The following is a 26,523-nucleotide window of genomic DNA, read 5'->3' as shown; positions in this document are numbered from 1 at the left end:
TCGAATATGTTGCTCAGTTATCTGCGGCTGGTGTTGTTTGCGGCGGGCCTGTTGGTCGGCGTGCAAGTGCCGGGTTTCATCGGTGACTATGCCAAGCGTATCGAAGCCCATCTGATCGAGGCGCAGACCGGTTTGAGTGGTTTTCAGGGCACTGCCAATCAGTTCTTCAAGGGCGACATGCAGGCGTTGGTGGCTCATTACCGTGCCAGCGAAGACCCGGTTTTTCGCAGCGATGCCGATAGCCTGAGCACCCTGCTAACCCGGCAACAGGCCCTCGATAAACAGTTCCAGGCCATGCAGGGTCCGTGGTACATCCGCGCGTTGCAGGTGGCGCTGGCTGCCGACCCGGATGTGCGCAAGGAAACCTGGAACGGCTACAGCTACCAGATCCTGCTGACACCCCAAGCCATGGGCTGGAGCATGGGCGGCGCGTTGCTGTTGTCGTTCGGTCTGGAGTGCCTGTTTCGCCTGATCGACTGGGTGGTGCTCGGCGGCAAACGCCTGCGCCAGAGCCGGCCGATAGAAGAGCGGGATTTGCGGGGGTTGTAAATTTCGCTGATCGTTGCGTCCGAGTCAGGCTCAAGATCATTCGCGGGCAAGTCGGATCGCCGCACCGCCGCTCCCACAGGTTTTGCGCATACCCTGTGGGAAGGGCCGGGCGACGTTCGCTTGCCCGCGAAGACGGCCTGTCAGGCAGCGGAAATCTCTAAGGCTGTACGCCGGCCAAAGGCTTGCTCAACACGATATATCCCTCACCCACCTTCTGTGCATAACTGCGCAAGACCTTTTGACACAACACCACAATCTCTTCGACCAACTCCGCTCCGACCCGCCATGACACCACCACTTGCAGATTCGGCGGGCGTTGTTCGATGGCCAGCAAGGTCAGTTCACCTCGCGCCAGTTCCTCGCTGACCAATACCGGCGGCAGCGCACCAACCCCGAAACCGTCCCGCAGCAATCGGGTGATCGCCGACACCGAATTCACGCAGTTGAGTCGCGGCGCGATCACGCCGTTGGCCCCCATCAGGCTGAGCACATCCTGATGGGGGCGAGAGTTTTTCGAGTAGGTGATGATCCGCTCGCGGGCAAGGTCGGCGACGCTTGAGTACTCGCGGTTGTAGATCGAATTGGTGGCGGCGATCCAGCCGATGGGATGACTCGCCAGCTCCAGGCTGCGGATGGTTTCCTGATGCAGCAGATCGGTTTGCAGCACCAGATCGAGGAAGCCTTTTTGCAGCTGATCGCAGAGGTTGAGTGAGGTATCGGCGACTAGCTCGATTTCCACCAAGGGGTAGACGTCGGTCATTTCCGCCACCAGCGGGCTTAGCCAGGTATGGATCACCGTGTCCATCACACCGATGCGAATCCGCCCGACCTTGCTCGAAGGGGTAGAGATCGACTGCTTGAGCGCCTGCATGGTGTCCATCATCTTCTCGGCGTAGTCGAGCACCTTCAAGCCTTCCGGCGTCAGGCTCACACCGCGCGAATCACGCAGAAACAGCTTCACCCCCAGCTCGCCTTCGAGCACGGCGATGCGGCTGGATATCGAGGCCTGGGTGGTGAAGAGTTTTTCCGCGGTCAGGCGAAAACTCTTGAGCCGGGCCACCCAGACGAAGGTTTCGAGAAACTTGAGATTCATGGGATCAACTTTTTCTTATGTCTTGGGGTGGTTTTTATTAGTTGGACGGGCAGGGCGCCTGCGCCGAAGAATGCGCCTAACCCACGATAAGCGTCGTCGGGACTTAGAACAATATCAATAAAAATTAGCGTGGAGATTTTTGCCATGAGTGCGCCCGACATCGTCGACGTCGCCAAGCCCGAAGGCCATTCCGGTCCCTTCGGCTGGTACCGCAATATCAATAAGCAGGAGCGCCGGACCTTCTGGAGCTGCAAGATCGGCTATGCCCTGGACGGCATGGACACCCAGATGCTCAGTTTCGTCGTGCCGACGCTGATTGCCATGTGGGGCATCACCACCGGTGAAGCCGGGTTGATTCACACCAGTACCCTGATCGCCTCGGCCATTGGCGGTTGGGTGGCAGGCATTCTCTCCGACCGCATCGGCCGCGTGCGTACTTTGCAACTGACGGTGTTGTGGTTCGCCTTCTTCACCTTCCTCTGTGGCTTCGCGCAAAACTACGAGCAGTTGTTGATCAGCCGCACCTTGATGGGCTTCGGTTTCGGTGGTGAGTGGACCGCCGGCGCGGTGCTGATAGGCGAGGTGATCCGCGCCAAGGATCGCGGCAAAGCGGTTGGCATGGTGCAATCGGGCTGGGCACTGGGTTGGGGGGCAACAGCGATTTTGTATGCGTTGCTGTTCTCATGGTTACCACCAGAAGATGCCTGGCGTGCGCTGTTCCTGCTGGGGATCGTGCCGGCAATTTTCGTGATTTTCGTCCGTCGGCTGGTCAAGGACCCGGAAATCTACCGCGAGGCCAAGGCCCGTCAAGAACCGAGCAATCCGGCGAAGTTCTACGAGATCTTTGCTCCTGGCATCCTCAGCACCACCTTGCGTGCCTCGATGCTGACCACCGGTGCTCTGGGCGGTTACTACGCAATCACTTCGTGGTTGCCGACCTTCCTCAAGAACGAACGCGGTTTAAGCGTGCTGGGTACCGGCGGTTATCTGGCGATGGTGATTGTCGGTTCCTACATAGGGTACGTGATCAGCGCCTACCTGACCGACATCCTCGGTCGCAAAAAGAACTTCATTTTGTTCGCGGTCGGCTCCTTCACCATCGTCCTGCTCTACACCCAACTGCAGGTCAGCAATAACGTGATGCTTTGGCTGGGCTTCCCGCTGGGGTTCTTCGCCTCGGGGATTTTCAGCGGCATGGGTTCGTTCCTGACCGAGCTGTTCCCGACGCGGATTCGTGGTTCGGGCCAGGGCTTCTGCTACAACATCGGCCGGGCACTGGCGGCGTTCTTCCCGCTGCTGATTGGTCTGCTCAGCCAGAAAGTGCCGTTGAGCATGGGGATCGGAGCCTTTGCGGCAGTTTCTTACGGTGTGGTGATTCTGGCGGCCTTGAGCCTGCCGGAAACCCGCGGCAAGCAACTCGACGCGCAGTAGCTGATAACCTTTGCGGGACGCTGACGAAAGGTCCCGCACAAGAATATTCAAAAGCCTACAGGAGTGTTCAGTGTGAACCGCCTGCTATTGAACTGCGACATTGGCGAAAGCTTTGGCAACTGGACCATGGGTCTGGACGCCGAGGTCATGCCCTTCATTGATTGCGCCAACATTGCCTGTGGTTTCCATGCCGGCGACCCGAGCATCATGCGCAAGACGGTCAGCCTTGCACTGGCCAACGGCGTGCAGATTGGGGCTCATCCAGCCTACCCGGACCTGGTGGGTTTCGGTCGCCGCTCGATGGCCTGCACCCCTCAGGAAATTCAGGATCTGCTGCATTATCAGATCGGCGCCCTCGATGGCATTTGCCGGGCCCAAGGCGGTCGTGTGAGTTACGTCAAACCCCACGGCGCGATGTACAACGACATGATGGCCAACCCCGAACAATTACGTGCGGTGATCCAGGCCATAGCCGCCTATGACCGACAATTGCCATTGATGCTGATGGCGACCCGCGACAACAGCGCGGCTCAAGCCCTGGGCGATGAGTACGGTGTGTCGTTGTGGTTCGAGGCGTTCGCTGATCGGGCTTACGACAGCGCCGGGCGACTGGTCTCGCGGCAGTTGCCGGGGGCGGTGCATCACGACCCGGAAAAAATCATCGAACAGGCGCTGATCATTGCTCGTGGTGACAACCTGATCGCCAGCGACGGCAGCGCCTTGCACCTGCAAGCCAACACCCTGTGTGTACATGGCGACAACGCCAGTTCGGTGGCCGCCGTGCGGCGTATCCGCGAAGCCTTGAACCAGCAGGCTCAATCATGAGGCCACGGGTTGAAGTGGTTGCAATTGACTGTCTGATGGTGCGGTTGTTCGACGTCATCGCCGAGGACAACATGCCGTGGATGCTCGCCGCCAGTGAACGACTGCGCAGCGGCTTCGGCGCAAATCTGATCGATCTGGTGCCGTCTTATACGACCTTGATGGTGCATTACGATCTGACCGCGCTGACACCCTCCCAGGCTCGCGAGCTGATCGCCGAGGCCTTGACCGATCTGAAGCCGAACCCGCAGGCCAGAGGCCAATGTCATGTGCTGCCGGTCTGGTATGACCTGAGCGTCGGGCCTGAGCTGAACCTGTTGTCCGAGCTCAGCGGTCTTTCGGTCGACGAAGTGATTCGTCGCCACAGCGGCTGCGAGTACCAGGTCTTTGCCTTGGGTTTTGCGCCGGGTTTTGCCTTTATGGGCCTGGTGGAAGAGGCGCTGGCCGTACCGCGTTTGAGTACCCCGCGCAAACGCGTGGCGGCCGGTAGTGTGGGGATTGCCGAGCGGCAAACGGCAGCGTACCCGCTGGTATCGCCGGGTGGCTGGAACCTGATCGGGCGTACTCCGAGCAAGTTGTTCGATCGCCAGCGTGATGGCTATAGCCTGTTGCAACCGGGCGACACGGTGCGCTTCGAGGCTGTCAGCCATGCCGAATTCATCAATCTGGGCGGTGATGACACGCCGTTGGAGTACATGGCATGAGCCGTCTATTGATCGAAGCCAGCACGCCGTTGTGCCTGCTGCAGGATGCCGGGCGGTTCGGCGTGCGGCATCTGGGGGTGACTCAGGGTGGCGCGCTGGACTGGGTGTCGATGTCCTGGGCCAATTGGCTGCTGGGCAATTCGCTGGATGCGGCGGTGATCGAAGTGACCCTCGGCGGTTTCACGCTGGTGGCGCAGGACGATTGCTGCCTCGCACTGGCGGGGGCGGATCTTGGCGCGCTGCTTGACGGTCAGCCTCTCGCTCCATGGCGCAATTTCAGCCTGAAGAAGGGCCAGCGCCTGCAATTTACTCAGCCACTGCTGGGGGCTCGAGCTTATCTCGCAGCGCCAGGTGGTTTCGCTGCGTCCAGGGTGTTGGGCAGTTGTGCCACGGTGGTGCGTGAAGAGCTCGGCGGCCTCGATGGCTTTGGCCGGGCGTTGGCCAAAGGCGATGAGCTGAGTTACCTGCCACCAGCCATTAATGTGCGCGAACTGCCTCGCGAACTCATTCCGGACTTCAAACTGAACCTGCCACTGGAGGTGGTGCTCGGTGCGCAGATCGGCGAGTTCAGTGGGCAAAGTCTGTTCGATGCGTTCAACAAAGCCTGGACTGTCGACAGTCGGGCTGATCGCATGGGCATTCGCCTGCTGGGGCCGGAGCTGGAGTATCAGGGCCAGCCGATGATCTCTGAAGGCATCCCGCTGGGCGCCATTCAGGTGCCGCCGGATGGGCAGCCGATCGTGTTGCTCAATGACCGGCAGACCATTGGCGGCTATCCACGGTTGGGAGCGTTGACACCCTTGGCGCTGGCGCGGCTGGCGCAGTGCTTGCCGGGTATGCAACTGCGGTTGACGCCGGTGGTGCAGGAGACGGCGCATCAGCAGCAAGTTGAATATTTGCAGAGGTTCATGGACCGCTAAGAGCATCGCGAGCAAGCTCGCTCCCACATTGTCCGGGTTGCACCACATTTATGTGATCGACTTGAACCCTGTGGGAGCGAGCTTGCTCGCGATGACGGTGTCACAGACGCCGAGAATCTACTTGGACAAAAACCGCATCCCCTCTTCCAACCCACGCAACGTCAGCGGGAACATCTGATCTTCGACCAGGTCGCGCACGATGTTGGTCGAGGCGGTGTAGCCCCAGGTGTCTTTCGGGTAGGGGTTGATCCAGATGAGCTTTTTGTACTTCTCCCTGAAACGCTGCATCCACACATAACCGGCTTCTTCGTTCCAGTGCTCGACGCTGCCGCCGGGCTGGGTGATTTCGTAGGGCGCCATGGCGGCGTCGCCGATGAAGATCACTTTGTAGTCGGCGCCGTACTTGTGCAGCAGGTCCTGGGTTGAGGTGCGTTCAGAGCCGCGACGCATATTGTTCTTCCACACCGATTCATAAATGAAGTTGTGGAAGTAGTAATACTCCAGGTGTTTGAACTCGGTCTTGCAGGCCGAGAACAGCTCTTCACAGATCTTCACGTGGGCGTCCATCGAGCCGCCGATGTCGAACAGCAGTAACAGCTTGATGGTGTTGCGCCGCTCCGGACGCATCTGAATGTTCAGCAGGCCGGCATCGCGAGCGGTGTGGTCGATGGTGCCGTCGATATCCAGCTCTTCCGCCGCGCCCTGGCGAGCGAATTTGCGCAGACGACGCAGGGCGATCTTGATGTTACGGGTACCCAGTTCGACCGAGTCGTCGAGGTTCTTGTACTCGCGCTGATCCCAGACCTTGACCGCTTTGCCCTGGCGTTTGCCGGCGTCGCCCACCCGAATGCCTTCCGGGTTGAAACCGCCGGAGCCGAACGGGCTGGTGCCACCGGTGCCGATCCATTTGTTGCCACCGGCGTGGCGTTCCTTTTGCTCTTCGAGGCGCTTTTTGAATTCTTCGATCAGCTTGTCGAGGCCGCCGAGGGACTGGATCTGCGCACGTTCTTCATCGCTCAGGGAACGCTCGAATTCCTTGCGCAGCCAGTCTTCGGGGATCAACGCCTGAAGATGATCGTCGAGCTTCTCCAGGCCATTGAAGTAGGCGCCGAACGCCCGGTCGAACTTGTCGAAGTGTCGTTCGTCCTTCACCAGAATCGTCCGGGCGAGGAAATAGAACTCGTCCATGTCGGCGAAGATCACCCGCTGTTTCAGCGCGTTGATCAGGTCCAGCAGTTCGCGCACCGAGACCGGCACCTTGGCTGCGCGCATTTCATTGAACAGGTTGAGCAGCATGGCTGTCGCCCTTGAGATCGTAAAAAAGAAGGATCAGCGAGTGCCGCGACGGCTCATGAACGCCAGGCGCTCAAGCAATTGCACGTCCTGCTCGTTCTTCACCAAGGCGCCTGCCAGCGGCGGGATCGCTTTGGTCGGATCGCGCTCACGCAGCACCGCTTCGCCAATGTTGTCGGCCATCAGCAGTTTCAGCCAGTCCACCAGTTCGGAGGTCGATGGCTTCTTCTTCAGGCCCGGCACCTTGCGCACGTCGAAGAACACGTCCAGCGCTTCACTGACCAGATCCTTCTTGATGTTCGGGTAGTGCACGTCGACGATTTTTTGCAGGGTGATGCGGTCCGGGAAGGCGATGTAGTGGAAGAAGCAGCGGCGCAGGAAGGCGTCCGGCAGCTCTTTTTCGTTGTTGGAGGTAATGATGATGATCGGGCGCTTCCTGGCTTTGATCGTCTCGTCGATCTCGTAAACGTAGAACTCCATCCTGTCGAGTTCTTGCAACAGGTCGTTGGGGAACTCGATGTCGGCCTTGTCGATTTCGTCGATCAGCAGAATCACCCGTTCTTCGGACTCGAACGCTTCCCACAGCTTGCCTTTTTTCAGGTAGTTGCGAACGTCATGGACCTTGTCCACGCCCAGCTGCGAGTCACGCAGACGGCTGACCGCGTCGTACTCGTAGAGGCCTTGATGAGCCTTGGTGGTGGACTTGATGTGCCAGGTGATCAACCGCGCGCCGAAGGATTCGGCCAGTTGCTCGGCGAGCATGGTTTTACCGGTGCCGGGTTCGCCCTTGACCAGCAATGGTCGCTCCAGCGTGATGGCGGCGTTGACCGCAAGCTTCAGGTCATCGGTGGCGACGTATGCGCTGGTGCCTTCGAACTTCATCTGCAATTCCTCGAACGGTAACGCCGACCTGAGCAAGGCAGGGCGGGCGAAATAAAAGTCATGCCCGACTATAACGCGGCGCCCGGTCGACTGTGAACGCGGACGCCTCATTCAGTCTCTGAATGGGGCGTCACATCTTGACTCAGTCAGGGCTGGAGGCCAGTATTTATGTATCGCCATTTTGGCGATAGCTTGCTGCACATGTCTACTAAACATCGATTTCGCGATAAATACCGCATTCAGTTGCGGGAAAGGGACCATTTACCTCCACACGTTCACCTGACCGGTGGTGGGGTGGACGTGATGATCAGCCTGCTAACAGTGGAAGTAATAGCGGGCCACGCTCCCGCGCTGATCGTGAAGGAGGCATTGGAATGGGTAAAGGCGCATCGCGAGCAACTTTTGGAGGAGTGGAAGCTATGGCATCCATGAAACGGCCACGCCTGGCGGCCGTACAGGCATTGCCAAATAACAGACTGGCATTGACCTTTATCGATGGTCAGCAACTGACCCTGGATTTAAGTGGCGATCTGGACAAGTTCCCGGGGCTGCTGCCGCTGCAGGATGGGCAAGTGTTTTCCGGTGCAGAACTGGGTGATGACGGCTGGACCGTTGAATGGCCGCAGCTGGACATTCAGATCGGTGCCGATACGTTGTACCTGGATGCTCTGGCGCAGAATGCTGCCGACGAAAACACCCGGATCTTCATCGGCTGGCGAGCCCGTACCGGGTTGCCACTTAGCCAGGCCGCCGAAGCGCTGGGGGTCAGTACGCGTAGCATCAGCCGCTACAGTAACGGCCGCGAGCCGGTGCCTCGTTCGCTGGCGCTGGCCTGTCTGGGTTGGGACTCGTTACAGGAGCGGGGATCATCCACCTTGCAAGCAGCTGAAGAAACCGGTCGCTATCAAGTAACTCGCAAAAATTAGCCAGGTGACGGTCTGGATTGTTCATAGTTGGCGTTGAAGGCCTGGATGAAACCATTGCGCAGGATCTGCAAAAACGCCTGGAACGCACTGATATCTCGCTGGTGAACGCTACCCCTGAGCTCGACGCGGGTGGCGAACTGGTTTTTTCTCTGGTTCTTGAGCACGTTTTCAGTGGTGCCGACCAAGGCTTCCCACACGGAACGGAAGATGCCTTTCTTCTCGTTTTCGATATCCTGCTGCCAATTGAATACATCGACGTCCCTTAGCAGCGGTTTGATATAGCCGGTGAGCTGGCCTTTAGTGGCCTTCGCCTCGATCACGACGTCACCGTGGCCGGCATTGAAGTCGAACTTGCCGTAGGCCGAGGCGAAGTCATTCATCCGATTGAGCTCGATGTCTTTGGCCCGCAGGCGGAACTCGAAGTCCTCGAAGTTGCCCAGCGGATCGAAGGTGGCCGTGGTTTCCAGCGGTGCATGCCCAAGCAGCAGTGCTTTCCCCTCGAAACGGGCGTCACGTTTGCCTTTGAGATCGACCACATTGGTCAGGTTGTACAGGCTGGCGTTGACTTGGCTGGCGTCCATGTTGACCGGCGGTTTCGAATTGAAATTGCGGAAAGTAATTCGCCCGTCGTTGATCCGTACTTCGTTCAGCGTAATGGGCAACAGCTTGTTCAATTGCGCCCGCCAGTCGGTGCCTTCACCGGTTTGCGAGGCCCGCTTGTTGGCACCGCCGTCGACGAAGTTCAGCTCTGGCTTGACGAACAGGACTTTGGCCACCACCGCGTGGTCGTGCCAGAGCGAATGCCAACTGACTGAAAGGTCGATCAACGGTGCATTGACGAAGGGCACCGGCACTTTGCCGTCGACCTTGACGATCTTCAGTCCGTTGATCTGGTAGGCACCGCGCCACAGCGCCAGATCGACGTCGATGACCTGGCCGCGGTAGTCGCCCATGTTCGCCAGTCGGTCGTTCAAGTAGTCGCGAACCAGGTAGGGCAGGGCGATGTGCAGCGCGACCAATAGCAGAACAACCCCTGCCAGGCCCCATAGTGGCCAGCTCAATCGACGGTTCATGGCGTTTAGTCTCAAGCCTTGTAAAACCATTGACTGCGCTGCACGACAGTCGTTCGGCCGACTGGACGCCCATGAGCCCGAGGCATACCCTTGAGGGCTTCGTTAATGCTGTATTAAGGACCCAGTCATGAGTCGCATTTTTGCTGACAACGCCCACTCCATTGGCAATACACCGCTGGTGCAGATCAACCGGATCGCCCCCCGTGGCGTGACTATTCTGGCCAAGATCGAGGGGCGCAACCCTGGGTATTCGGTCAAGTGCCGGATCGGCGCGAACATGATCTGGGACGCCGAAAGCTCCGGCAAACTCAAGCCTGGCATGACCATCATCGAGCCAACCTCGGGCAATACCGGCATCGGCCTGGCGTTCGTCGCGGCGGCCCGAGGCTACAAGTTGGTCCTGACCATGCCGGCCTCCATGAGCATCGAGCGGCGCAAAGTCCTCAAGGCACTGGGCGCCGAGTTGGTGCTGACCGAGCCGGCCAAAGGCATGAAGGGTGCAATCGAGAAAGCGGCGCAAATTGCCGCCAGCGATCCGGCTCAGTACTTCATGCCGCAGCAGTTCGATAACCCGGCCAACCCGGCGATTCACGAAAAAACCACCGGCCCGGAAATCTGGAATGACACCGACGGTGCGGTGGACGTGCTGGTGGCGGGTGTGGGCACGGGTGGGACCATTACCGGGGTGTCGCGTTACATCAAAAACACCAAGGGCAAGCCGATTCTGTCGATCGCGGTAGAGCCGATTGTCTCGCCGGTGATCACCCAGGCGTTGGCCGGGGAAGAGATCAAGCCGAGCCCGCACAAGATCCAGGGCATCGGCGCCGGGTTTGTGCCGAAAAATCTCGATCTGTCGATGGTCGACCGGGTCGAATTGGTCAGCGATGAAGAGTCCAAGGCCATGGCGCTGCGATTGATGCAGGAGGAGGGGATTCTGAGTGGCATTTCCTGTGGCGCAGCCATGGCAGTCGCCGTGCGTCTGGCTGAAACTCCGGAAATGCAGGGCAAAACTGTTGTGGTGATTCTGCCGGACTCGGGTGAGCGTTACCTGTCGAGCATGTTGTTCAGTGATTTGTTTACCGAGCAGGAGAATCAGCAATAAGGCGTCAGGTAGTTAGATTTGTAGTGCCTGTTACGGCGTCTTCGCGGGCAAGCCCGCTCCCACAAGGGGCTGCATATGATCTGTGGGAGCGGGCTTGCCCGCGAATGGCGCTCCGCTGGATTGGCTGATTCACATCAGCCCCTGTTCAGCTGCCTTATGTTAATAAGTGATTTATTGCGTATAGCCATTGAATGTTAAGTCAGACGGGTTTTTCCCAAGGCCGGTAGTGTTGATCATTGCCGGCTGCCATGTCGGGTAAATGACATCGCGCAGAGTTGCCTGTTATCAAGGAGATGTTGCATGAGCTTATCCTTAGCCGCCAAGGCTTCGGTATTGCTACTGTTTATGGGCAGCACGCTCTATGTGCATTTACGCGGTAAGGCGCGTTTGCCGGTGTTGCGGCAGTTCGTCAACCATTCGGCACTGTTCGCGCCCTACAACGCCTTGATGTACCTGTTCTCCGGTGTGCCGTCCAAACCGTACCTGGATCGCAGCAAGTTCCCGGAACTGGATGTACTCAAGGACAACTGGGAAGTCATTCGCGACGAAGCCATGCACCTGTTCGACGAGGGCTATATTCGCGCCGCCGAGAAAAACAACGACGCCGGCTTTGGCTCGTTCTTCAAGAAAGGCTGGAAGCGCTTCTACCTCAAGTGGTACGACAAACCACTACCGTCAGCCGCGGCCCTTTGCCCGAAAACCGTGGCACTTCTCGGCACTATCCCCAACGTAAAGGGCGCGATGTTCGCCTTGCTGCCGGGTGGCAGCCACCTCAACCCGCACCGCGATCCATTCGCCGGCTCCCTGCGTTATCACCTGGGGTTGTCGACACCCAATTCCGACGATTGCCGGATTTTCGTCGACGGTCAGGTCTACGCCTGGCGCGATGGCGAAGACGTTATGTTCGACGAAACCTACGTGCACTGGGTCAAGAACGAGACGGACAAGACTCGCGTGATTCTGTTCTGTGACATCGAGCGCCCGCTGAGCAACCGCCTCATGACCGGCATCAATCGCTGGATCAGTGGCCTGCTGGGCCGCGCCACCGCGCCACAGAACCATGACGACGAACGCGTCGGCGGGATCAACCAGGCCTACGCCTGGAGCAAGAACTTCAGCGACCGCTTCAGTGGCGTGGTCAAGCAATGGAAACGCCGCAATCCCAAGCTCTATCGAATCCTGCGGCCAGTGTTGGCGGTTGTCGTGCTGACGTTACTGGGGTGTTGGCTGTTTGGTTGATACCGGTTTCTGAACGAAAAAGCCGCTCCTTGTGAGCGGTTTTTTTTTGCGGATCAATATTACTGGCGCCCTGCGAGAACACCGATAGGCTCTTCGGCTTTAGTACCAGCCAGTGCAGCCTTGAAAAGACGTAGCTGACTCGCGGAAAGCTCCATGGCGGGAGGTTTCTTGCTTGCCTTGGACGACTTTTTCTCTGTGGGATTGCCTTCAATGAGAGCTTTCATTGAACCTCCAGCGTTGATCATTAATTGAACAATTGCCCCGATACTAGTCGCTCTCCACGACCATCACAAGGCGGCGTTCGGCGTCGAATTCGAAACCGAGTTCTTGATAGAGCGGAATTGCTCCTGTTACGGGCTCTTGAATTTCTATTTGTTTGCTGCCGATGATCCGGGCGTAATGGCTGACAGCGATCAATGCGAGTGTGGCAACGCGACGTTTCAAAGGATGGTTTTTGTCTGGCTTTCCCTCCAGGCGCACGATCCTTACCCGGAGCCGACTCTGGTTGGGATTGGCAAAACATAGTCCGCACAATTCGCGGTCAAACCAAATCGCGACATCGAAGGACATAGGTTCCCTTGCTTTCCAGCTCAAGACCTCATCCCATGAAAAGTATGAATCATCACCCCAGTAGCCATAAGCGGTCAGAGCTTCAGTGCTGATCGCCTCGAATCGAACTTTCGTAAAATCATTCTCCGTAGTGCCAATATGTTCCAGTTCCTTGTACAGCTTGGCTGTAGTGAGTCTGGCGAGATGTCGAGCCTTTGATCTGTACAACTGATACCGAAGATAGGTCCGTTCCCTTGGCATTTGATCTCTTGCATTCCATGTCCCTGTTAGCGGGTACTTCTATTTCTTTTAAGGGTAGGCAAGGCTTCTTTGGCTGTCGTTACTGGCTTTTTGGTTAAGCCGTTGCAATATGTATCGAGCGCTGGTTATAGTCGGCGCTCGGTGCGTTACTTAACCCACCTGATTTCTCTCCTCAAAAAAGATCAGCCCATGCCAGCTTCCCTCATCAACGTGGTAGTCGATTCAGCGGTCAACGCTGGCGTCGTGCCGTGCGGGGATCAGCAGCCTGCGCAGATCAGTCATTACCCCCCACCTGTCAGTAGCACGCCGGTGTGCGCAGTCGTATCACCGCCAGGCGTTGGCTTTTCGGGCTGATCAGCTTCGTTTGCTGTTCCCTGTGCCCGCCTGAAAAAACCTGATGAATTTCAGCCTTTGCTGAATTGGCTTTTTTGCCTGATTACAGGTGGTATCCATGTTTGTCATTTCGAAACAATCCGTGGCCGCGGCGGCCTCGACGAGCCTGTTCGTCCTGCTCTGGAGCAGCGGGGCGATCTTCTCTAAGTGGGGGCTGGCTCACGCCTCACCTTTTGCCTTCCTGCTGATCCGCTTCGCCATTGCGCTGTTCGGGCTGGCGCTGTTGATGCCGTTGCTCAAGCTCAAACTGCCCCGTGGCGGCAAACCCATGCTTTATGCGGCGGCCACCGGCGTGGTGTTGCTGGGGGCTTATCAGATTTTCTATCTGCTGGCCCTCGATTTGAAGGTCACTCCCGGGGTGATGGCCACCATCATGGGCGTACAACCGATCCTCACGGTGATGCTGATCGAGCGTCGGCGTTCCTGGAGCCGGATTTTCGGTCTGGTGCTTGGGTTGGCAGGGCTGATCATGGTGGTTTACCAAGGCATTGGCCTGGCCGGAATGTCCCTGGCCGGGATGCTCTTCGGTTTGCTCGCACTGGCGAGCATGACCTTTGGCTCGATCATGCAGAAGCGCATCACCGATACCCCGTTGGGCACGCTGCCGGTGCAATACCTGGCAGGACTGTTGCTGTGCGGGGTGTTTGTGCCGTTCCAGCCGTTTCACTTTGAACACAGCGCGGGTTTTATCGTGCCGGTGTTGTGGATGGGGTTGGTGGTCTCGGTGCTGGCGACCTTGCTGCTGTATCGGCTGATCGCCCAAGGCAATCTGGTGAATGTCACCAGTCTATTTTACCTGGTGCCGGCGGTGACGGCGGTGATGGACTACCTGTTTTTCGGCAACAAACTGGCGACGCTGAGCATGCTTGGCATGCTGCTGATCATTGTCGGACTGGTGTTTGTGTTCCGTAAAACGCGCTGATTCGAGGTGGCTGTCGGAGCCTTCGACGTTGTCGAAGGCTCCTGCCGATCAATCGGATTAACGATGGGTAGCAATCCAGATCAACAACCCAGCCTGGAACACCGAAAATGCCACCAGACAGGTGATGGTGAAGCGCAAGCCGGTGTCTTCGCGCTTGAATTTGGTGACCTTTTCTTCCTGCTGGCGCAGTTTGACTTCCTGTTCCGCCAGGTTTTGCTCGGCTTGCTGGAGCATCTGCGCGGCTTCGAGGATTTCCACGAACTGCAGCTTTTCAGTGTTCCAGCCTGCCTTCAATTCACCGACTTGTAGGTCTTTCACGCTGCCTTTCAAGTGTTGGGCATCGGCGTAAACCACATTCAGGCCATGGGCGCGCAGAAAGTGATCGCGGCGCAGGCGCGTGTCCTCGTTGAGGGCATCCTTGTTCGCCAGATCGAAGCCGTCGACGCGGTAGTGCGACCACTTTTTCTGCGCCCAGGTGATTCCCTGCGCCAACAGAAAACGGCCAATCCCACGGTTCCATGGCTCGATCTGCACGCCGCTTTCAGGGCCGAAATGCACCCGATGGGTGGCGTGGTCGACCCACACGTCCAGATGGTTTTGCTCTTTGCGCACCCGCTGGTTCGGCAGCTGGATACTCATGCGCAGCAGGCTGCGATCCTTGTTATTGCGCTCGGCATAGCCGAACTCGACAAAGCGCAAGGGCCGTCCGCCCGTGGCCCGATCGGTTTGCAGCGGCGCCAGACGGAGCATCTTGTGGTGCTCGGCATGGACGTCCGCCCACGGCAGCTCGACCGCTTCGGGGGCGGTTTCATCGGCTGCGGTTTCAGGTGAATTCTGGGTATCGGTCATAACGGCGAGATCCTGTCCAAGCTCTGCTTGCCGAGCGCAAGTGAGCTGTCGGCAAAGCTTTATCGGCCGTTTTTTTCAGGACTGGAGGGTAAAAGCCGCTTAACTGGCACGAAGTCCTTCAATAAAGCTCAAGATGTGCGCGCCCAGCTCGGCGGCCAGCGGCAGTTGCGGGTCTTTATAAGAGGCCATTTGCCGCTTGATATCGTTGGGCACGATACGCATGACGTGGTTCATGCCTTCGATCAGCGCCAGCTCGGCATCCGGTTTGGCCGCCTTGAGCATTTGCGCATCGCCGACGCCGACCTGAATGTCGTTGCTGCCCTGGATGATCAAAGCCGGCATCTTCAGTCTGGCGAAGGCCGCTGCCGGGTCCTGGCGAAACAGTGTGATCAGGTACGGCTGCACGCTGGGGCGGAAAATCACTTGCAGCTGCGGCGGCACATCGTCGTCGACGTGGCCGGCCTTGAGACTGTCGAGCAGCTGATTGCTGCGCAGCACCAGCGGCGGTGGCAGGCGATAGCTCAACTGCTGACGCAACACCTGGTCGATCGGTCGGGCGCTGCCGGAAACGGAAATCACCGCTGCGGCATCCACGGCCGGAGCGGCGAGGCTGGCGATCAGCGCGCCTTCGCTGTGTCCGAGCAGGATCAAGTTGCCGAAGCGTGGATCGGCCTTGAGCTTCTGGCCCCAGGCCACGGCGTCGGCCACGTAGGCGTCGAGGGTCAGATTGCGTTCATCGGGGGTTGCCGCGAGGCTGGCGGCCACGCCACGTTTGTCGTAGCGCACGCTGGCGACGTTGTGTTTGGCCAGCACCCAGGCCAGGCGCTTGAGGCTGTCATTGCGCCCGCCGTCGGGGTTGTTGCCATCGCGATCAGTGGGGCCGGAGCCGGAGATGATCAATACCACCGGCACCGGCGTGGCGGATTTGGGCAACAACAACGAGCCGTATAACTCGCCGGTGCCGGTGTCCAGGCTGATCGGGCGTTGCAGGACGGTGGCCTGGACGAGGCCGGTAAACAGGGAAAGGCTCAAGGCAAGAACTCGCAGCATCATCGCGCCATCATGAACAAGGTGCCGGTTTGACTCACAGGCACCGATAAGGTTCGAGGATGAACTAGTTGGGTAGCCTGCGTATACTGACGCGCTTCAAGTTATTTAAGCTGAATTCGCGGAGCGCCCTGCATGTCCGGCAATACCTACGGCAAGCTGTTCACTGTCACCACCGCTGGCGAAAGCCATGGTCCGGCGTTGGTCGCCATTGTCGACGGCTGCCCGCCGGGCCTTGAGCTGTCGCTGGACGACCTGCAGCGCGATCTGGACCGGCGCAAGCCCGGCACCAGCCGCCATACCACCCAGCGCCAGGAAGCCGACGAAGTCGAAATCCTCTCCGGGGTTTTCGAAGGCCGCACCACCGGGTGCCCGATCGGTCTGCTGATCCGCAACACCGACCAGAAGTCCAAGGACTACTCGGCGATCAAGGATCTGTTCCGTCCGGCCCACGCCGATTACACCTACCACCACAAATACGGCGAACGCGATTATCGCGGCGGTGGTCGCAGCTCGGCCCGGGAAACCGCCATGCGCGTGGCAGCCGGCGCGATTGCGAAGAAGTTCCTGGCGAGCCAGGGCATCGTAATCCGTGGCTACATGAGCCAGTTGGGCCCGATCGAAATCCCGTTCAAGACCTGGGATTCGGTGGAAGAGAACGCATTCTTCAGCCCCGACCCGGACAAGGTGCCAGAACTGGAAGCCTACATGGACCAGCTGCGTCGTGATCAGGACTCGGTCGGTGCGAAAATCACCGTGGTCGCCGAAGGCGTGATGCCGGGTCTGGGCGAACCGATTTTCGATCGTCTCGACGCCGAACTGGCCCATGCGCTGATGAGCATCAACGCGGTCAAGGGTGTGGAAATCGGCGCCGGTTTCGCCAGCGTCGCCCAGCGTGGCACCGAGCACCGTGACGAAATGACCCCCGAAGGCTTCCTCAGCAACAACGCCGGCGGCATTCTCGGTGGCATATCTTCGGGTCAGCCGATCGTTGCGCATCTGGCCCTCAAGCCAACCTCGAGCATCACTACGCCGGGCCGCTCCATCGATGTTCAGGGCAACCCGGTAGACGTTGTCACCAAAGGTCGCCACGACCCGTGCGTCGGCATCCGCGCCACGCCGATTGCCGAAGCGATGATGGCCATCGTGCTGATGGACCACCTGCTGCGCCATCGCGGGCAGAATGCGGACGTGCGCGTGAGCACACCGGTGCTGGGCCAGCTGTAATGGCAAACCTCAAAGCCACCACGGTCTGACGGCCGTGGCGGCGCTTCCATACTGGCGGTTATCCAGTTTCTATCTGTTCTATTTCGCCTTGCTCGGCTCGACGGCGCCGTTTCTGGCGCTGTATTTCGATCATCTGGGCTTTTCCAGCGCGCGCATTGGCGAACTGGTGGCGATCCCGATGCTGATGCGTTGCGTGGCGCCGAATATCTGGGGCTGGCTCGGTGACTACACGGGACGGCGACTGGCGATCGTGCGTTTTGGCGCGGTCTGCACGCTGCTGACCTTCTCACTGATCTTCGTCAGCCAGAGCTACGCCTGGCTGGCGATGGTCATGGCCCTGCACGCGTTCTTCTGGCACGCGGTGTTGCCGCAATTCGAAGTCATCACCCTGGCGCACCTGAACGGCCAGACCTCGCGCTACAGCCAGATCCGCTTATGGGGTTCCATCGGTTTCATCATCACCGTGGTCGCTCTCGGGCGTCTGTTCGAATGGCTGAGCCTGGACATCTATCCGGTGACACTGGTGGTGATTATGGCCGGGATTGTCGTCAGCAGCGCCTGGGTGCCGAATGCCCAGCCAGTCCAGGGCAGTCGTCTGGCAGGCGAGGGCTTTCTCAAGCAATTGCGCAGCCCCGGCGTGTTGGCGTTTTATGCCTGCGTGGGGCTGATGCAGATGAGTCACGGGCCGTATTACACCTTCCTGACTTTGCACCTTGAGCGACTGGGCTACACCCGTGGCTTGATTGGTATGCTCTGGGCCTTGGGCGTGGTCGCTGAAGTATTGATGTTCCTGGCCATGAGCAAGATTCTGGCGCGCTTCTCGGTGCGTCGGGTGTTGCTGGCGAGTTTCCTGCTGGCCGCGTTGCGCTGGCTGTTGCTGGGCTCCTTTGCCGAGTTTCTGTGGGTGCTGCTGTTCGCGCAGGTTTTGCACGCAGCCACCTTTGGCAGCTTTCACGCCGCTGCCATCCATTTCGTGCAACGTAGCTTCGGCGCTCGTCAGCAAGGTCAGGGGCAGGCGTTGTACGCCACACTGGCCGGAATTGGCGGTGCGCTGGGCGCGTTGTACTCCGGTTACAGCTGGAATGCCCTTGGGGCGACATTGACCTTTAGTATTGCCAGCCTCGCAGCACTGGCTGCAGCCGTTATCATTGCCACTCGTATGCAAGAGGACAGGCCATGAGCCTTACCCGTGAACAGCTAGCCCTGGAAATCATCGAAGCCGGGCGTTTTCTCTATGGTCGCGGCTGGTCGCCGGCCACCAGCAGCAATTACTCGACCCGTCTGTCGCCCAGCGAAGCCTTGCTCACCGTTTCCGGCAAGCACAAGGGCCAGTTGGGCATCGACGACGTGTTGGCCACCGATCTGTCCGGCAACAGTCTGGAGCCGGGCAAGAAGCCCTCGGCCGAGACCCTGTTGCACACCCAGCTCTACAGCTGGCGCCCGGAGATCGGCGCGGTGTTGCACACCCACTCGGTGAACGCCACCGTACTGTCGCGCCTGACCGCTGAAGACTTTATCGAATTCGAAGACTACGAACTGCAAAAGGCCTTCAGTGGCATCTCCACCCACGAGTCCAGAGTGCGGGTGCCGATCTTCGATAACGATCAGGATATTGCCCGCCTGGCCGCCAAGGTGCAGCCTTGGCTTGAGGCTCATCCCGATTGCGTGGGTTACCTGATCCGCGGTCATGGTCTCTACACCTGGGGCGCGCGGATGAGCGATGCGCTGCGGCAGATCGAAGCCTTTGAATTTTTGTTCGAGTGCGAGTTGAAGACTCGCTCGGTGCTTAACCGTTAACGCTTACTTCTTCTGAAGTAGCCCACCGTCTGATGAAACGCACCACCTGACCGGTCTGTAAAACCTGCAGGCGATGCTGATACCGAGGAGTTGCCAGCATGAGCAGCCTGTCCGTTTACCACGAGTCTAGCCCGGAACTGCCGAACAAGGTTCTGACCCATTTCGACGACATTGCCTCGACCCTGGCCGAAAAAGGCGTGCGCTTCGATCGCTGGCAAGCCGCGACGAAGATTCAGCCCGGGGCCAGCCAGGAAGAAGTGATCGCTGCCTATAAGGTGCAGATCGACCAGTTGATGACCGAGCGCGGTTACATCACCGTCGATGTGGTCAGCCTCAACAGCGATCATCCGCAAAAAGCCGAACTGCGTGCCAAGTTCCTCGATGAGCACCAGCATGGCGAAGACGAAGTCCGGTTTTTCGTCGCCGGACGTGGCCTGTTTACCCTGCACATTGATGATTACGTGTACGCCGTGCTTTGCGAGAAGAACGACCTGATCTCGGTACCCGCGGGGACGCGGCACTGGTTCGACATGGGCGAGAACCCGTACTTTGTGGCGATCCGCCTGTTCAACAATCCCGAGGGCTGGGTGGCCAAATTCACCGGCGAAGATATCGCTCGCCGTTTTCCTGGCCTGGAGGACTGAGCGGATGTCGATCAAAGCCATTCTCACCGACATCGAAGGCACCACCAGCGCGGTGAGTTTCGTGTTTGAGGTGCTGTTTCCCTATGCCGCCAAGCATCTTCCCGAGTTCGTGCGCCAGAACGCCGAACGAGCGGATGTGGCCGAGCAACTGCAAGCTGTCCGTCAGGACAGTGGCGAGCCGGCAGCGGAGGTCGAGCGGGTGATCGAGATCCTCTTGAGCTGGATCGCCGAAGACCGCAAGGCAACGCCGCTCAAGGCCTTGCAAGGAATGGTCTGGGAGCAGGGGTATCAAGCCGGGCAGCTCAAAGGGCACGTTTACCCGGATGCCGTCGAAGCGCTTGAACGCTGGCATCAGCAAGGTTATCAACTCTTTGTTTACTCCTCCGGCTCGATCCAGGCTCAACGGCTGATTTTCGGCTGCTCCGAGGCGGGTGATTTGTCGCCGTTGTTCAGTGGTTATTTCGACACCACGTCGGGACCCAAGCGCGAAGCGCAGTCCTATCAGCGGATTACCGAGGAAATTGGCTATCAACCCGAGCAGATTCTGTTCTTGTCCGATATCGTTCAGGAACTGGATGCCGCCCAAGAAGCCGGCATGGCCACTTGCGGGCTGGTGCGCGATGGTGGCGAATTGGCCGGGCATCCAAACGTGAGCAGCTTTGCGCAGATAGACCCTGCAACTTTTTAAGTGGCAGCGGCTGACTACGACTACGCGGTGTCAGTAGTCAGCCGAATGTGCAGGTCGGTTTTTAAATACCGCTCAAGAGTTCTATAGATTGTGTAAGAAACTGCTTGTTGATCTGTAGGCCATCGCTGTTTGTGGTCTTTCTTCCTTGTTAAATCTCATGCGTATGTAACCCTTTGGTTTTTTCGTGCATCTGTAAAACATAATGTTTATACGGACGGTTGTGCGATCTATCGAGGTGTGAGGAGATTCATCAATGAGCAGTCGACAGCGTCCGGTGGGCAAGCCCTTGAGCGACAAGGAACTTGAAGTCCTGCGGTGGGCCAAGGCCGGGAAAACGGTTTGGGAAATCAGTGTGATTCGGGCCATTTCCCAAGCCACGGTCAAATTCCACTTGAGCAATATCTACTGCAAGCTGGAAGTGACCAATAGAGCCCAGGCTGTCGGTGAGGCCGTTAATCGCGGTTTGTTGAGTTGACCCCCCTGAACGACGTCAGGCCGTGAAGCCTGAAGGCTTGCACGACCTGAGCGGGTAAAGCGGGTGTCGATTCAGACCGAGTGATAGGTCGGCAGCGCGAAGCGGTGTTGGCTTTGCAGCATCGAAATCTGTGGCAGTTCGCTGGCCTGCTCTGCCAGGTCGCGGCGAATCGCGCTGATCACCCAGCAAAGCTGGTCACCAGCATGCAACTGCGCATAGGAGATCGATCGTTTGAGCTGTTTACCTTCGCTGTTGCGCAACGTCAGCAAAATACCGCCGTCAGGTCTGTCCTGAATGGAGACTTCGAAGTTGGGGAACAAGGAAGCGAATTTTTCTTGTATCAGGCTCATGACTATCAGCTCCGTTAGCTTTTGAATGGCAAGCGTAAAGTGATAGCTGCAGTGATTGTGCCAGTATTGAACTTTGATAAAACTGTATATAAATCAATTATTTATGATTCTGTCGTAATTTCGGTTTCGTGCATTTTGCATGAATGGCCATCGTGCATCCTGCATTTTGCGTGGTTTTCAGGGAGGGGCGCTGACCCTGCCAATGGATACAAAACTTTTCAAATCCTCCATGTACAGCCCAAGAATGACTGACGTATTTTCCAGCCTGGAATAACCAACTTGTTAAGCGATTTAGTTGAACGCCAACAGGATTTTTTTGGTGTTTAACGGAACGTTTTGCGTCACGGCCGGATGGGTTTGTGTTCGCCCGATAATAAAAAACCAGGACTCACTTATGAGCAGCCACCCAAGCGACATGATTACCTGGGGCATGATGATCCGTAAGTTGCCGGCCATTGCCAAAGCCATCCCGCGGGTGATCAAGGGACTCAGGGTCGTCAACAGCAACAAGCCGAATCAACCCTGCGGTCTGGGCGCAAGTTTCGAGCAAGCCACGTTGCGCAACCCCCAAGGCCCGGCGCTGCTCTATGGCAGCGTCGCGTTCAGTTATGCACAGGTCAACCAGTGGGCCAACCGTATTGCCCACCACCTGATTGCCCAAGGTATCGGCAAGGGCGACGTGGTCGGGATCTTCATCGAGAACCGTCCCGAACTGCTGGTGACGGTGCTGGCGGTGGCCAAGGTGGGCGGCATCTGCGCCATGCTCAATACCTCGCAAACCCAGCATGTGCTGGTCCACAGCCTGAGCCTGGTCAAACCGGTCGCGATCGTGGTCGGGGCAGAGTTGGCCGGTGTTTTTTCCGCGGTTCGCGAGCAAGTCGTCATCGATGAGACCAAAATCTGGTGCGTTGCCGATCGGGACACCTCTTGCGACCCTGGCGAAGCGCCCGCTGGATTTATCAACCTGATGAGTGCCAGTGCCGATTGCGCCACAGACAATCCGGCCAGCAGTCAGCAGATCTATTTCGATGATCCTTGCTTCTATATCTACACCTCGGGCACCACCGGCTTGCCCAAGGCCGGGGTTTTCAAGCACGGTCGCTGGATGAGGACCTCCACCAGTTTCGGTCTGATCGCCCTGGATATGGGCCCCAGGGATGTCGTCTACTGCACCTTGCCGCTGTACCACGCCACCGGGTTGTGCGTGTGTTGGGGCTCTGCCATCAGCGGGGCGTCGGGATTTGCCATCCGGCGTAAATTCAGCGCCAGTCAGTTCTGGAACGATGCGCGCAAATTCAACGCCACCACCATCGGCTATGTCGGCGAATTGTGCCGTTATCTGATCGACCAGCCACCCAGCGCCGACGACAGCCACAATGGCGTGGTGAAGATGATTGGCAACGGTTTGCGTCCGGGCGTGTGGACTGAGTTCAAGCGGCGCTTTGCGGTCAATCATGTGTGCGAGCTGTACGCCGCCAGCGATGGCAATATCGGCTTCACCAATATTCTCAACTTCGACAACACGATTGGCTTTTCCCTGATGTCCTGGGAGCTGGTGGAATATTCCCACGCCAACTGTGCGCCGATTCGCAACGCGGCCGGTTTCATGCAGAAAGTCGCCAAGGGCGGGCAGGGGCTGCTGCTGGCGAAAATCGACGACAAGGCACCGCTCGATGGTTACACCGACCCGCAGAAGACTCAAAAAGTCGTTCTTCGTGATGTGTTCGAGAAGGGCGACAGCTACTTCAATACCGGCGATCTGCTGAGGAATATCGGTTTTGGTCATGCACAGTTCGTTGACCGCCTGGGCGATACCTACCGCTGGAAAGGCGAAAACGTCTCGACGACCGAGGTCGAGAACATCCTCCTGCAGCATCCGCATATCGCCGAGGCGGTGGCCTATGGTGTCGAGATCAGTAACACCAACGGGCGTGCCGGGATGGCCGCGATTACCCCGGCCGAATCACTGGCCACTCTGGATTTCAGCGAGTTGCTGCAATTCGCCAAACAGCAAATGCCGGCCTACGCGGTGCCGTTGTTCCTGCGGGTGAAAGTGAAGATGGAGACCACCGGCACCTTCAAGTATCAGAAGGTCCGGCTCAAGGACGAGGCCTTCGACCCGGGTAAAACCGGCGATGATCCGATCTACGCCTGGCTGCCAGGATCGGATACTTATGTGCAAGTAACCGAGCAGGTGCTAGCGGATATACAGGGTGGCAAATTCCGCTATTGATTCTGGCTATTGCCTGCCTTGAGAAAAAAGCAGTGACAGGCTCGAGGGCGCTCGGGAAACTAGTGGCTTTACGATGTGAATGTGGAGTCCCGAATGTCAGACAACAGCCGCCAGATGAACGAAGAAGAAGCTTCGGAGTTTGCCGAGCAGGTGTTCAACAAAGCGCGTGAAGGCGACGCGGCCATGCTCGCCGCATTGCTGAGCAAAGGCCTGCCGGTCAATCTGCGCAATCACAAGGGCGATACTTTGTTGATGCTGGCCAGCTATCACGGGCATGTCGATGCCGTGCGGGTACTGCTCGAGCACAAGGCTGACCCGCAGATTCGCAACAACAACGGCCAAAGCCCGATTGCCGGGGCTGCGTTCAAAGGTGATCTTCCAGTGGTCAAAGCCTTGGTCGAAGGCGGTGCCGAGGTTGAAGGTTCGTCCTTTGACGGTCGCACCGCGTTGATGATGGCGGCGATGTTCAATCGCACTGAAATCGTCGACTACCTGATCAGCAAAGGCGCTGATCCCAAGGCCAAGGATGCCAACGGCGTGTCCGCGCTGGACGCCGCAAAAACCATGGGCGCAGCAGACACCACGGCGCAGTTGGAAAAGCTGCTGGCTTGAGATTTTCAGACTAGCGCGCAACCCTGTGGGAGCGGGCTTGCCCGCGAAGAACGATGACGCGCAATGCCTGAAAAACCGCGGTGTTCGCTTCGCGGGCAAGCCCGCTCCCACAGTATTCGTCGCTCAAATCTTATCGGCATCAGGGCAATCCCCTTGCCACAATTACCCACAAATGCGCGAAGCGCCCGCAATGCGCTATCCTTCGCGCCCTCAAATTTCCCTCGCATCAGGATCCGCCCATGAAAACCGCCCTCGTTGAACTCATCAGCAAAATCAGCTCCGGGTGCATGGGCGACGATGAAGTGGCGCGGATCGCCGACGAAGCTGCGCAGGCCTACGCCGACGCAGACTCTTTCCTGGCGGCCAATCCGGACATCAACTACGACGACACCTTTCCCATCCCGCTGGGTGAGTGGATCGTGGTCGGCAGTCTGCCGGAAACCGTGTTGTTCCAGGCTGATACCTACATGGACCTGTTCGCCCAGATCGTCGCTTCGTTCGGCCCGGGTGTGGCGTTCAATATCAAGCCCAAACAGCTGGCCAAAATCGAGGCGTTGACGGCGCTCAACCGTATCCAGATCCAGCTGAGCAGCATGAATCCGGAAAACGGTGGATATGTTCTGATGAATTTCAGCCAACTGCTCGACGACGAGATCCAGGCGGTGCTGGTGTATGGCAACGACGTGCCACGGGTCCTGGAGTTGTGCGCCGAAGTTGGCATCAACGCAGCGCCGTCCCTGGAAGCGTTGCGGGTGGCGATTCACGTCTGAGCGTAATAAAACGGAATCCTTATCAAGCCCGACTATCCTAAGGGTGCATGCCATCACCTGGGAGCGACACCATGGGTTCCACCTTCAATAGTCTGGTCGGGCTGATCATCCTTGCCCTGGATATCTGGGCGATCCTCAACATTCTTAAAAGCGGCACCGAAACCGGGATGAAAATCATCTGGGTGCTGGTGATTATCTTGCTGCCGGTACTGGGCCTGATCATTTGGGCCATCGCCGGGCCGCGGGGCAATCTGCGGATGTAAGGGTGACGCATCAAATCAACCATGATCCTCAAGCAGCAGCCCCTGTTCATCGCCGGCCAGCAGTAGCGGCCCGAGGGGCTGGGGTGATAGTGGTAAAGCATCTGGTCGGCTCTGGAGAGCTTCAAACACAAAGATAGAGCCAGAAGGTTCGACCTGTCATGTTCGGCGACGTAGAATGCGCGCCTTTCCTTGGCCAATTGAAAACACATTGTATTGTCGATTGCCCATCATGGGCGGGTAACCGTCCGTCGCCACCAGCATTCACCGGGGGACTTACCCATGAGCACCACCACTGACAACGAATACCTGGAAACCCTTTACGAAGGTTATGGCCAGCGTTTTCGCATGGATAAACTGCTGCACGAAGTGCGCACCGAGCACCAGCACCTGGTGATCTTCGAGAACCCGCGCATGGGCCGCGTAATGGCGCTGGACGGCGTGATCCAGACCACCGAAGCCGACGAGTTCATCTACCACGAGATGCTCACCCACGTGCCGATCCTCGCCCACGGCACCGCCAAGCGCGTGCTGATCATCGGCGGCGGTGACGGCGGCATGCTGCGTGAAGTGGCCAAGCACCGCAGCATCGAACACATCACCATGGTTGAGATCGACGGCACGGTGGTCGAGATGTGCAGGGAATTCCTGCCGAACCACTCCAAGGGGGCGTTCGATGATCCGCGGCTGAACCTGGTGATCGACGACGGCATGCGTTTCGTCGCGACCACCGAAGAGAAGTTCGACGTGATCATTTCCGACTCCACCGATCCGATCGGTCCGGGCGAAGTGCTGTTCTCGGAAAACTTCTATCAGGCGTGCCGTCGTTGCCTGAACGAGGGCGGCATTCTGGTGACCCAGAATGGCACGCCGTTCATGCAGCTAAGCGAAGTGCAAACCACAGCAGGTCGCATGCGTAGCCTGTTCCCGGACTGGCATTTCTATCAGGCCGCAGTGCCGACCTACATCGGCGGCGCAATGACTTTCGCCTGGGGTGCGACCAACACGGCTTACCGCAAGCTGTCCCGCGAGACCCTGCGTCAGCGTTTTGCTGGCAGCGGCATCCTCACTCGCTACTACAACCCCGAGATTCATATCGGCGCCTTCGCCTTGCCGCAATATGTCTTGCAGGCGGTCAACAAACCGAGCAATGACTAAGCAATAGTGTGACGAAAGGGCCGCGAGGCCCTTTTTTATGTATCCAAATATGCGTTGCACGAAATTTTCACAATCGCTCCAAGACAATTCGCATGCTTTGTTGTCCACGCTCAACCTCCTGTGATTGCTTATCCCAGAACCTTGAAAGACCGGGTGGCGGTGCATGCCAGTAATAAATGGCAATGCCGCGAGTGATCGTGCAACATTTGCGCATCGCGCATTCCCCGAAGCCACTACGCACACGTAATGGTTAT

The 26,523-nt window shown here is 58.2% G+C and carries 31 protein-coding genes; 22 read left to right on the top strand and 9 right to left on the bottom strand.

What is annotated here, in order from left to right; genetic code table 11:
- Positions 1–6 precede the first annotated feature (6 nt).
- Positions 7–549, top strand: a complete 543-nt coding sequence (locus AC3I0A_RS19930; RefSeq protein ID WP_489374062.1) for a DUF2937 family protein — start codon at positions 7–9, stop codon at positions 547–549.
- A gap of 157 nt (positions 550–706) precedes the next feature.
- Here AC3I0A_RS19930 and AC3I0A_RS19925 read toward each other — a convergent pair whose 3' ends face one another.
- Positions 707–1,642, bottom strand: a complete 936-nt coding sequence (locus AC3I0A_RS19925) for a LysR family transcriptional regulator (RefSeq protein WP_489374060.1) — start codon at positions 1,640–1,642, stop codon at positions 707–709.
- Between the two features lie 144 nt (positions 1,643–1,786).
- On the opposite strand from AC3I0A_RS19925, the gene AC3I0A_RS19920 reads away from it, so the two are divergent.
- The 4 genes from AC3I0A_RS19920 to AC3I0A_RS19905 all read left to right on the top strand — a co-directional run bounded on the left by AC3I0A_RS19920 (position 1,787) and on the right by AC3I0A_RS19905 (position 5,519).
- Positions 1,787–3,073, top strand: coding sequence for an MFS transporter (locus AC3I0A_RS19920; protein WP_489374058.1), 1,287 nt, complete (start codon positions 1,787–1,789; stop codon positions 3,071–3,073).
- A gap of 72 nt (positions 3,074–3,145) precedes the next feature.
- Positions 3,146–3,898 carry a 5-oxoprolinase subunit PxpA gene (locus AC3I0A_RS19915; RefSeq protein WP_489374057.1) on the top strand — a complete coding sequence of 251 codons (753 nt, stop codon included), beginning with the start codon at positions 3,146–3,148 and terminating at the stop codon, positions 3,896–3,898.
- A complete protein-coding gene (gene pxpB / locus AC3I0A_RS19910) occupies positions 3,895–4,599 on the top strand; it encodes a 5-oxoprolinase subunit PxpB (RefSeq protein ID WP_489374055.1) in 705 nt (234 codons plus the stop codon). The genes AC3I0A_RS19915 and pxpB overlap by 4 nt, the downstream gene beginning before the upstream one ends.
- On the top strand, positions 4,596–5,519 hold the full coding sequence (locus tag AC3I0A_RS19905) for a 5-oxoprolinase subunit C family protein (RefSeq protein WP_489374053.1): 924 nt from the start codon (positions 4,596–4,598) through the stop codon (positions 5,517–5,519). Before pxpB ends, AC3I0A_RS19905 begins: the two co-directional genes overlap by 4 nt.
- Before the next feature lie 117 nt (positions 5,520–5,636).
- Here the strand turns inward: AC3I0A_RS19905 and AC3I0A_RS19900 are convergent, their stop codons facing one another.
- Both AC3I0A_RS19900 and AC3I0A_RS19895 read right to left on the bottom strand, forming a co-directional pair.
- Positions 5,637–6,815 carry a vWA domain-containing protein gene (locus tag AC3I0A_RS19900; RefSeq protein WP_489374052.1) on the bottom strand — a complete coding sequence of 393 codons (1,179 nt, stop codon included), beginning with the start codon at positions 6,813–6,815 and terminating at the stop codon, positions 5,637–5,639.
- A gap of 33 nt (positions 6,816–6,848) precedes the next feature.
- Positions 6,849–7,694 (bottom strand): AAA family ATPase, encoded by an 846-nt coding sequence (locus AC3I0A_RS19895; RefSeq protein WP_489374050.1) that lies wholly within the window; start codon positions 7,692–7,694, stop codon positions 6,849–6,851.
- A 201-nt stretch (positions 7,695–7,895) separates the two neighbouring features.
- On the opposite strand from AC3I0A_RS19895, the gene AC3I0A_RS19890 reads away from it, so the two are divergent.
- Together AC3I0A_RS19890 and AC3I0A_RS19885 are read left to right on the top strand one after the other, a co-directional pair.
- Positions 7,896–8,126 (top strand): DUF4160 domain-containing protein, encoded by a 231-nt coding sequence (locus AC3I0A_RS19890; RefSeq protein WP_489378558.1) that lies wholly within the window; start codon positions 7,896–7,898, stop codon positions 8,124–8,126.
- Positions 8,114–8,620 (top strand): DUF2442 domain-containing protein, encoded by a 507-nt coding sequence (locus AC3I0A_RS19885; RefSeq protein ID WP_489374048.1) that lies wholly within the window; start codon positions 8,114–8,116, stop codon positions 8,618–8,620. Before AC3I0A_RS19890 ends, AC3I0A_RS19885 begins: the two co-directional genes overlap by 13 nt.
- On the opposite strand, the gene AC3I0A_RS19880 is transcribed toward AC3I0A_RS19885, so the two are convergent.
- On the bottom strand, positions 8,617–9,693 hold the full coding sequence (locus AC3I0A_RS19880) for an AsmA family protein (protein ID WP_489374047.1): 1,077 nt from the start codon (positions 9,691–9,693) through the stop codon (positions 8,617–8,619). The two genes, AC3I0A_RS19885 and AC3I0A_RS19880, sit on opposite strands and share 4 nt — an antisense overlap.
- A 127-nt stretch (positions 9,694–9,820) precedes the next feature.
- On the opposite strand from AC3I0A_RS19880, the gene cysK reads away from it, so the two are divergent.
- Positions 9,821–10,795 (top strand): cysteine synthase A, encoded by a 975-nt coding sequence (cysK, locus tag AC3I0A_RS19875; RefSeq protein ID WP_489374045.1) that lies wholly within the window; start codon positions 9,821–9,823, stop codon positions 10,793–10,795.
- A 300-nt stretch (positions 10,796–11,095) separates the two neighbouring features.
- A complete protein-coding gene (locus AC3I0A_RS19870; RefSeq protein WP_489374043.1) occupies positions 11,096–12,034 on the top strand; it encodes an aspartyl/asparaginyl beta-hydroxylase domain-containing protein in 939 nt (312 codons plus the stop codon).
- A 59-nt stretch (positions 12,035–12,093) separates the two neighbouring features.
- Here the strand turns inward: AC3I0A_RS19870 and AC3I0A_RS19865 are convergent, their stop codons facing one another.
- Both AC3I0A_RS19865 and AC3I0A_RS19860 read right to left on the bottom strand, forming a co-directional pair.
- On the bottom strand, positions 12,094–12,258 hold the full coding sequence (locus tag AC3I0A_RS19865) for a hypothetical protein (RefSeq protein ID WP_489374042.1): 165 nt from the start codon (positions 12,256–12,258) through the stop codon (positions 12,094–12,096).
- A 43-nt stretch (positions 12,259–12,301) separates the two neighbouring features.
- The gene (locus AC3I0A_RS19860) at positions 12,302–12,844 is read right to left on the bottom strand and encodes a hypothetical protein (protein ID WP_489374040.1); all 543 of its coding nucleotides are present in this window, start codon (positions 12,842–12,844) and stop codon (positions 12,302–12,304) included.
- 189 nt (positions 12,845–13,033) lie between these two features.
- Between AC3I0A_RS19860 and AC3I0A_RS19855 the strand changes: the two genes are divergently transcribed.
- Both AC3I0A_RS19855 and AC3I0A_RS19850 read left to right on the top strand, forming a co-directional pair.
- Positions 13,034–13,198, top strand: coding sequence for a hypothetical protein (locus AC3I0A_RS19855; protein WP_489374038.1), 165 nt, complete (start codon positions 13,034–13,036; stop codon positions 13,196–13,198).
- Positions 13,199–13,295: 97 nt separating this feature from the next.
- On the top strand, positions 13,296–14,159 hold the full coding sequence (locus AC3I0A_RS19850; RefSeq protein WP_489374037.1) for a DMT family transporter: 864 nt from the start codon (positions 13,296–13,298) through the stop codon (positions 14,157–14,159).
- A 57-nt stretch (positions 14,160–14,216) separates the two neighbouring features.
- Here AC3I0A_RS19850 and AC3I0A_RS19845 read toward each other — a convergent pair whose 3' ends face one another.
- Entirely contained in the window at positions 14,217–15,008 is a 792-nt protein-coding gene (locus tag AC3I0A_RS19845) for a hypothetical protein (RefSeq protein ID WP_489374036.1), read from the bottom strand.
- Between the two features lie 99 nt (positions 15,009–15,107).
- Complete coding sequence (locus AC3I0A_RS19840; protein ID WP_489378557.1) at positions 15,108–16,106, bottom strand: alpha/beta hydrolase; 999 nt, start codon at positions 16,104–16,106, stop codon at positions 15,108–15,110.
- Between the two features lie 84 nt (positions 16,107–16,190).
- On the opposite strand from AC3I0A_RS19840, the gene aroC reads away from it, so the two are divergent.
- The 6 genes from aroC to AC3I0A_RS19810 all read left to right on the top strand — a co-directional run bounded on the left by aroC (position 16,191) and on the right by AC3I0A_RS19810 (position 20,886).
- Positions 16,191–17,282 (top strand): chorismate synthase, encoded by a 1,092-nt coding sequence (gene aroC, locus AC3I0A_RS19835; RefSeq protein WP_489374035.1) that lies wholly within the window; start codon positions 16,191–16,193, stop codon positions 17,280–17,282.
- A gap of 34 nt (positions 17,283–17,316) precedes the next feature.
- Positions 17,317–18,462, top strand: coding sequence for an MFS transporter (locus AC3I0A_RS19830; protein ID WP_489374033.1), 1,146 nt, complete (start codon positions 17,317–17,319; stop codon positions 18,460–18,462).
- The gene (locus AC3I0A_RS19825) at positions 18,459–19,079 is read left to right on the top strand and encodes a methylthioribulose 1-phosphate dehydratase (protein WP_489374031.1); all 621 of its coding nucleotides are present in this window, start codon (positions 18,459–18,461) and stop codon (positions 19,077–19,079) included. The genes AC3I0A_RS19830 and AC3I0A_RS19825 overlap by 4 nt, the downstream gene beginning before the upstream one ends.
- Positions 19,080–19,177: 98 nt before the next feature.
- Entirely contained in the window at positions 19,178–19,723 is a 546-nt protein-coding gene (locus tag AC3I0A_RS19820; protein ID WP_489374030.1) for a 1,2-dihydroxy-3-keto-5-methylthiopentene dioxygenase, read from the top strand.
- 4 nt (positions 19,724–19,727) lie between these two features.
- Positions 19,728–20,411, top strand: a complete 684-nt coding sequence (gene mtnC, locus AC3I0A_RS19815) for an acireductone synthase (protein ID WP_489374028.1) — start codon at positions 19,728–19,730, stop codon at positions 20,409–20,411.
- A 253-nt stretch (positions 20,412–20,664) separates the two neighbouring features.
- Positions 20,665–20,886 carry a response regulator transcription factor gene (locus AC3I0A_RS19810; RefSeq protein WP_489374026.1) on the top strand — a complete coding sequence of 74 codons (222 nt, stop codon included), beginning with the start codon at positions 20,665–20,667 and terminating at the stop codon, positions 20,884–20,886.
- Positions 20,887–20,957: 71 nt separating this feature from the next.
- Here AC3I0A_RS19810 and AC3I0A_RS19805 read toward each other — a convergent pair whose 3' ends face one another.
- Positions 20,958–21,236, bottom strand: coding sequence for a DUF3509 domain-containing protein (locus AC3I0A_RS19805; protein ID WP_489374024.1), 279 nt, complete (start codon positions 21,234–21,236; stop codon positions 20,958–20,960).
- A 394-nt stretch (positions 21,237–21,630) separates the two neighbouring features.
- Between AC3I0A_RS19805 and AC3I0A_RS19800 the strand changes: the two genes are divergently transcribed.
- The 5 genes from AC3I0A_RS19800 to speE all read left to right on the top strand — a co-directional run bounded on the left by AC3I0A_RS19800 (position 21,631) and on the right by speE (position 26,269).
- Positions 21,631–23,469 (top strand): long-chain-acyl-CoA synthetase, encoded by a 1,839-nt coding sequence (locus tag AC3I0A_RS19800; protein WP_489374022.1) that lies wholly within the window; start codon positions 21,631–21,633, stop codon positions 23,467–23,469.
- A 93-nt stretch (positions 23,470–23,562) separates the two neighbouring features.
- Positions 23,563–24,081, top strand: a complete 519-nt coding sequence (locus AC3I0A_RS19795) for an ankyrin repeat domain-containing protein (protein ID WP_489374020.1) — start codon at positions 23,563–23,565, stop codon at positions 24,079–24,081.
- Between the two features lie 239 nt (positions 24,082–24,320).
- A complete protein-coding gene (locus tag AC3I0A_RS19790) occupies positions 24,321–24,851 on the top strand; it encodes a hypothetical protein (protein ID WP_489374018.1) in 531 nt (176 codons plus the stop codon).
- Between the two features lie 71 nt (positions 24,852–24,922).
- Complete coding sequence (locus tag AC3I0A_RS19785; RefSeq protein ID WP_489374016.1) at positions 24,923–25,114, top strand: PLDc N-terminal domain-containing protein; 192 nt, start codon at positions 24,923–24,925, stop codon at positions 25,112–25,114.
- 279 nt (positions 25,115–25,393) lie between these two features.
- Complete coding sequence (gene speE, locus AC3I0A_RS19780) at positions 25,394–26,269, top strand: polyamine aminopropyltransferase (protein ID WP_489374015.1); 876 nt, start codon at positions 25,394–25,396, stop codon at positions 26,267–26,269.
- Positions 26,270–26,523 lie beyond the last annotated feature (254 nt).

This window comes from Pseudomonas sp. KH_024_B2 (assembly GCF_057839965.1).
This window is presented reverse-complemented; position numbering and strand designations above follow the sequence as displayed.

Excerpts from the sequence above, each read along its gene's own strand:
- AC3I0A_RS19930 (WP_489374062.1), top strand. The coding sequence starts at position 7 with ATGTTGCTCAGTTATCTGCGGCTGGTGTTGTTTGCGGCGGGCCTGTTG.
- AC3I0A_RS19925 (WP_489374060.1), bottom strand. The coding sequence starts at position 1,642 with ATGAATCTCAAGTTTCTCGAAACCTTCGTCTGGGTGGCCCGGCTCAAG.
- AC3I0A_RS19920 (WP_489374058.1), top strand. The coding sequence starts at position 1,787 with ATGAGTGCGCCCGACATCGTCGACGTCGCCAAGCCCGAAGGCCATTCC.
- pxpB (WP_489374055.1), top strand. The coding sequence starts at position 3,895 with ATGAGGCCACGGGTTGAAGTGGTTGCAATTGACTGTCTGATGGTGCGG.
- AC3I0A_RS19905 (WP_489374053.1), top strand. The coding sequence starts at position 4,596 with ATGAGCCGTCTATTGATCGAAGCCAGCACGCCGTTGTGCCTGCTGCAG.
- AC3I0A_RS19900 (WP_489374052.1), bottom strand. The coding sequence starts at position 6,815 with ATGCTGCTCAACCTGTTCAATGAAATGCGCGCAGCCAAGGTGCCGGTC.
- AC3I0A_RS19895 (WP_489374050.1), bottom strand. The coding sequence starts at position 7,694 with ATGAAGTTCGAAGGCACCAGCGCATACGTCGCCACCGATGACCTGAAG.
- AC3I0A_RS19890 (WP_489378558.1), top strand. The coding sequence starts at position 7,896 with ATGTCTACTAAACATCGATTTCGCGATAAATACCGCATTCAGTTGCGG.
- AC3I0A_RS19885 (WP_489374048.1), top strand. The coding sequence starts at position 8,114 with ATGGCATCCATGAAACGGCCACGCCTGGCGGCCGTACAGGCATTGCCA.
- AC3I0A_RS19880 (WP_489374047.1), bottom strand. The coding sequence starts at position 9,693 with ATGAACCGTCGATTGAGCTGGCCACTATGGGGCCTGGCAGGGGTTGTT.
- cysK (WP_489374045.1), top strand. The coding sequence starts at position 9,821 with ATGAGTCGCATTTTTGCTGACAACGCCCACTCCATTGGCAATACACCG.
- AC3I0A_RS19870 (WP_489374043.1), top strand. The coding sequence starts at position 11,096 with ATGAGCTTATCCTTAGCCGCCAAGGCTTCGGTATTGCTACTGTTTATG.
- AC3I0A_RS19865 (WP_489374042.1), bottom strand. The coding sequence starts at position 12,258 with ATGAAAGCTCTCATTGAAGGCAATCCCACAGAGAAAAAGTCGTCCAAG.
- AC3I0A_RS19860 (WP_489374040.1), bottom strand. The coding sequence starts at position 12,844 with ATGCCAAGGGAACGGACCTATCTTCGGTATCAGTTGTACAGATCAAAG.
- AC3I0A_RS19855 (WP_489374038.1), top strand. The coding sequence starts at position 13,034 with ATGCCAGCTTCCCTCATCAACGTGGTAGTCGATTCAGCGGTCAACGCT.
- AC3I0A_RS19850 (WP_489374037.1), top strand. The coding sequence starts at position 13,296 with ATGTTTGTCATTTCGAAACAATCCGTGGCCGCGGCGGCCTCGACGAGC.
- AC3I0A_RS19845 (WP_489374036.1), bottom strand. The coding sequence starts at position 15,008 with ATGACCGATACCCAGAATTCACCTGAAACCGCAGCCGATGAAACCGCC.
- aroC (WP_489374035.1), top strand. The coding sequence starts at position 16,191 with ATGTCCGGCAATACCTACGGCAAGCTGTTCACTGTCACCACCGCTGGC.
- AC3I0A_RS19825 (WP_489374031.1), top strand. The coding sequence starts at position 18,459 with ATGAGCCTTACCCGTGAACAGCTAGCCCTGGAAATCATCGAAGCCGGG.
- AC3I0A_RS19820 (WP_489374030.1), top strand. The coding sequence starts at position 19,178 with ATGAGCAGCCTGTCCGTTTACCACGAGTCTAGCCCGGAACTGCCGAAC.
- mtnC (WP_489374028.1), top strand. The coding sequence starts at position 19,728 with ATGTCGATCAAAGCCATTCTCACCGACATCGAAGGCACCACCAGCGCG.
- AC3I0A_RS19810 (WP_489374026.1), top strand. The coding sequence starts at position 20,665 with ATGAGCAGTCGACAGCGTCCGGTGGGCAAGCCCTTGAGCGACAAGGAA.
- AC3I0A_RS19805 (WP_489374024.1), bottom strand. The coding sequence starts at position 21,236 with ATGAGCCTGATACAAGAAAAATTCGCTTCCTTGTTCCCCAACTTCGAA.
- AC3I0A_RS19800 (WP_489374022.1), top strand. The coding sequence starts at position 21,631 with ATGAGCAGCCACCCAAGCGACATGATTACCTGGGGCATGATGATCCGT.
- AC3I0A_RS19795 (WP_489374020.1), top strand. The coding sequence starts at position 23,563 with ATGTCAGACAACAGCCGCCAGATGAACGAAGAAGAAGCTTCGGAGTTT.
- AC3I0A_RS19790 (WP_489374018.1), top strand. The coding sequence starts at position 24,321 with ATGAAAACCGCCCTCGTTGAACTCATCAGCAAAATCAGCTCCGGGTGC.
- AC3I0A_RS19785 (WP_489374016.1), top strand. The coding sequence starts at position 24,923 with ATGGGTTCCACCTTCAATAGTCTGGTCGGGCTGATCATCCTTGCCCTG.
- speE (WP_489374015.1), top strand. The coding sequence starts at position 25,394 with ATGAGCACCACCACTGACAACGAATACCTGGAAACCCTTTACGAAGGT.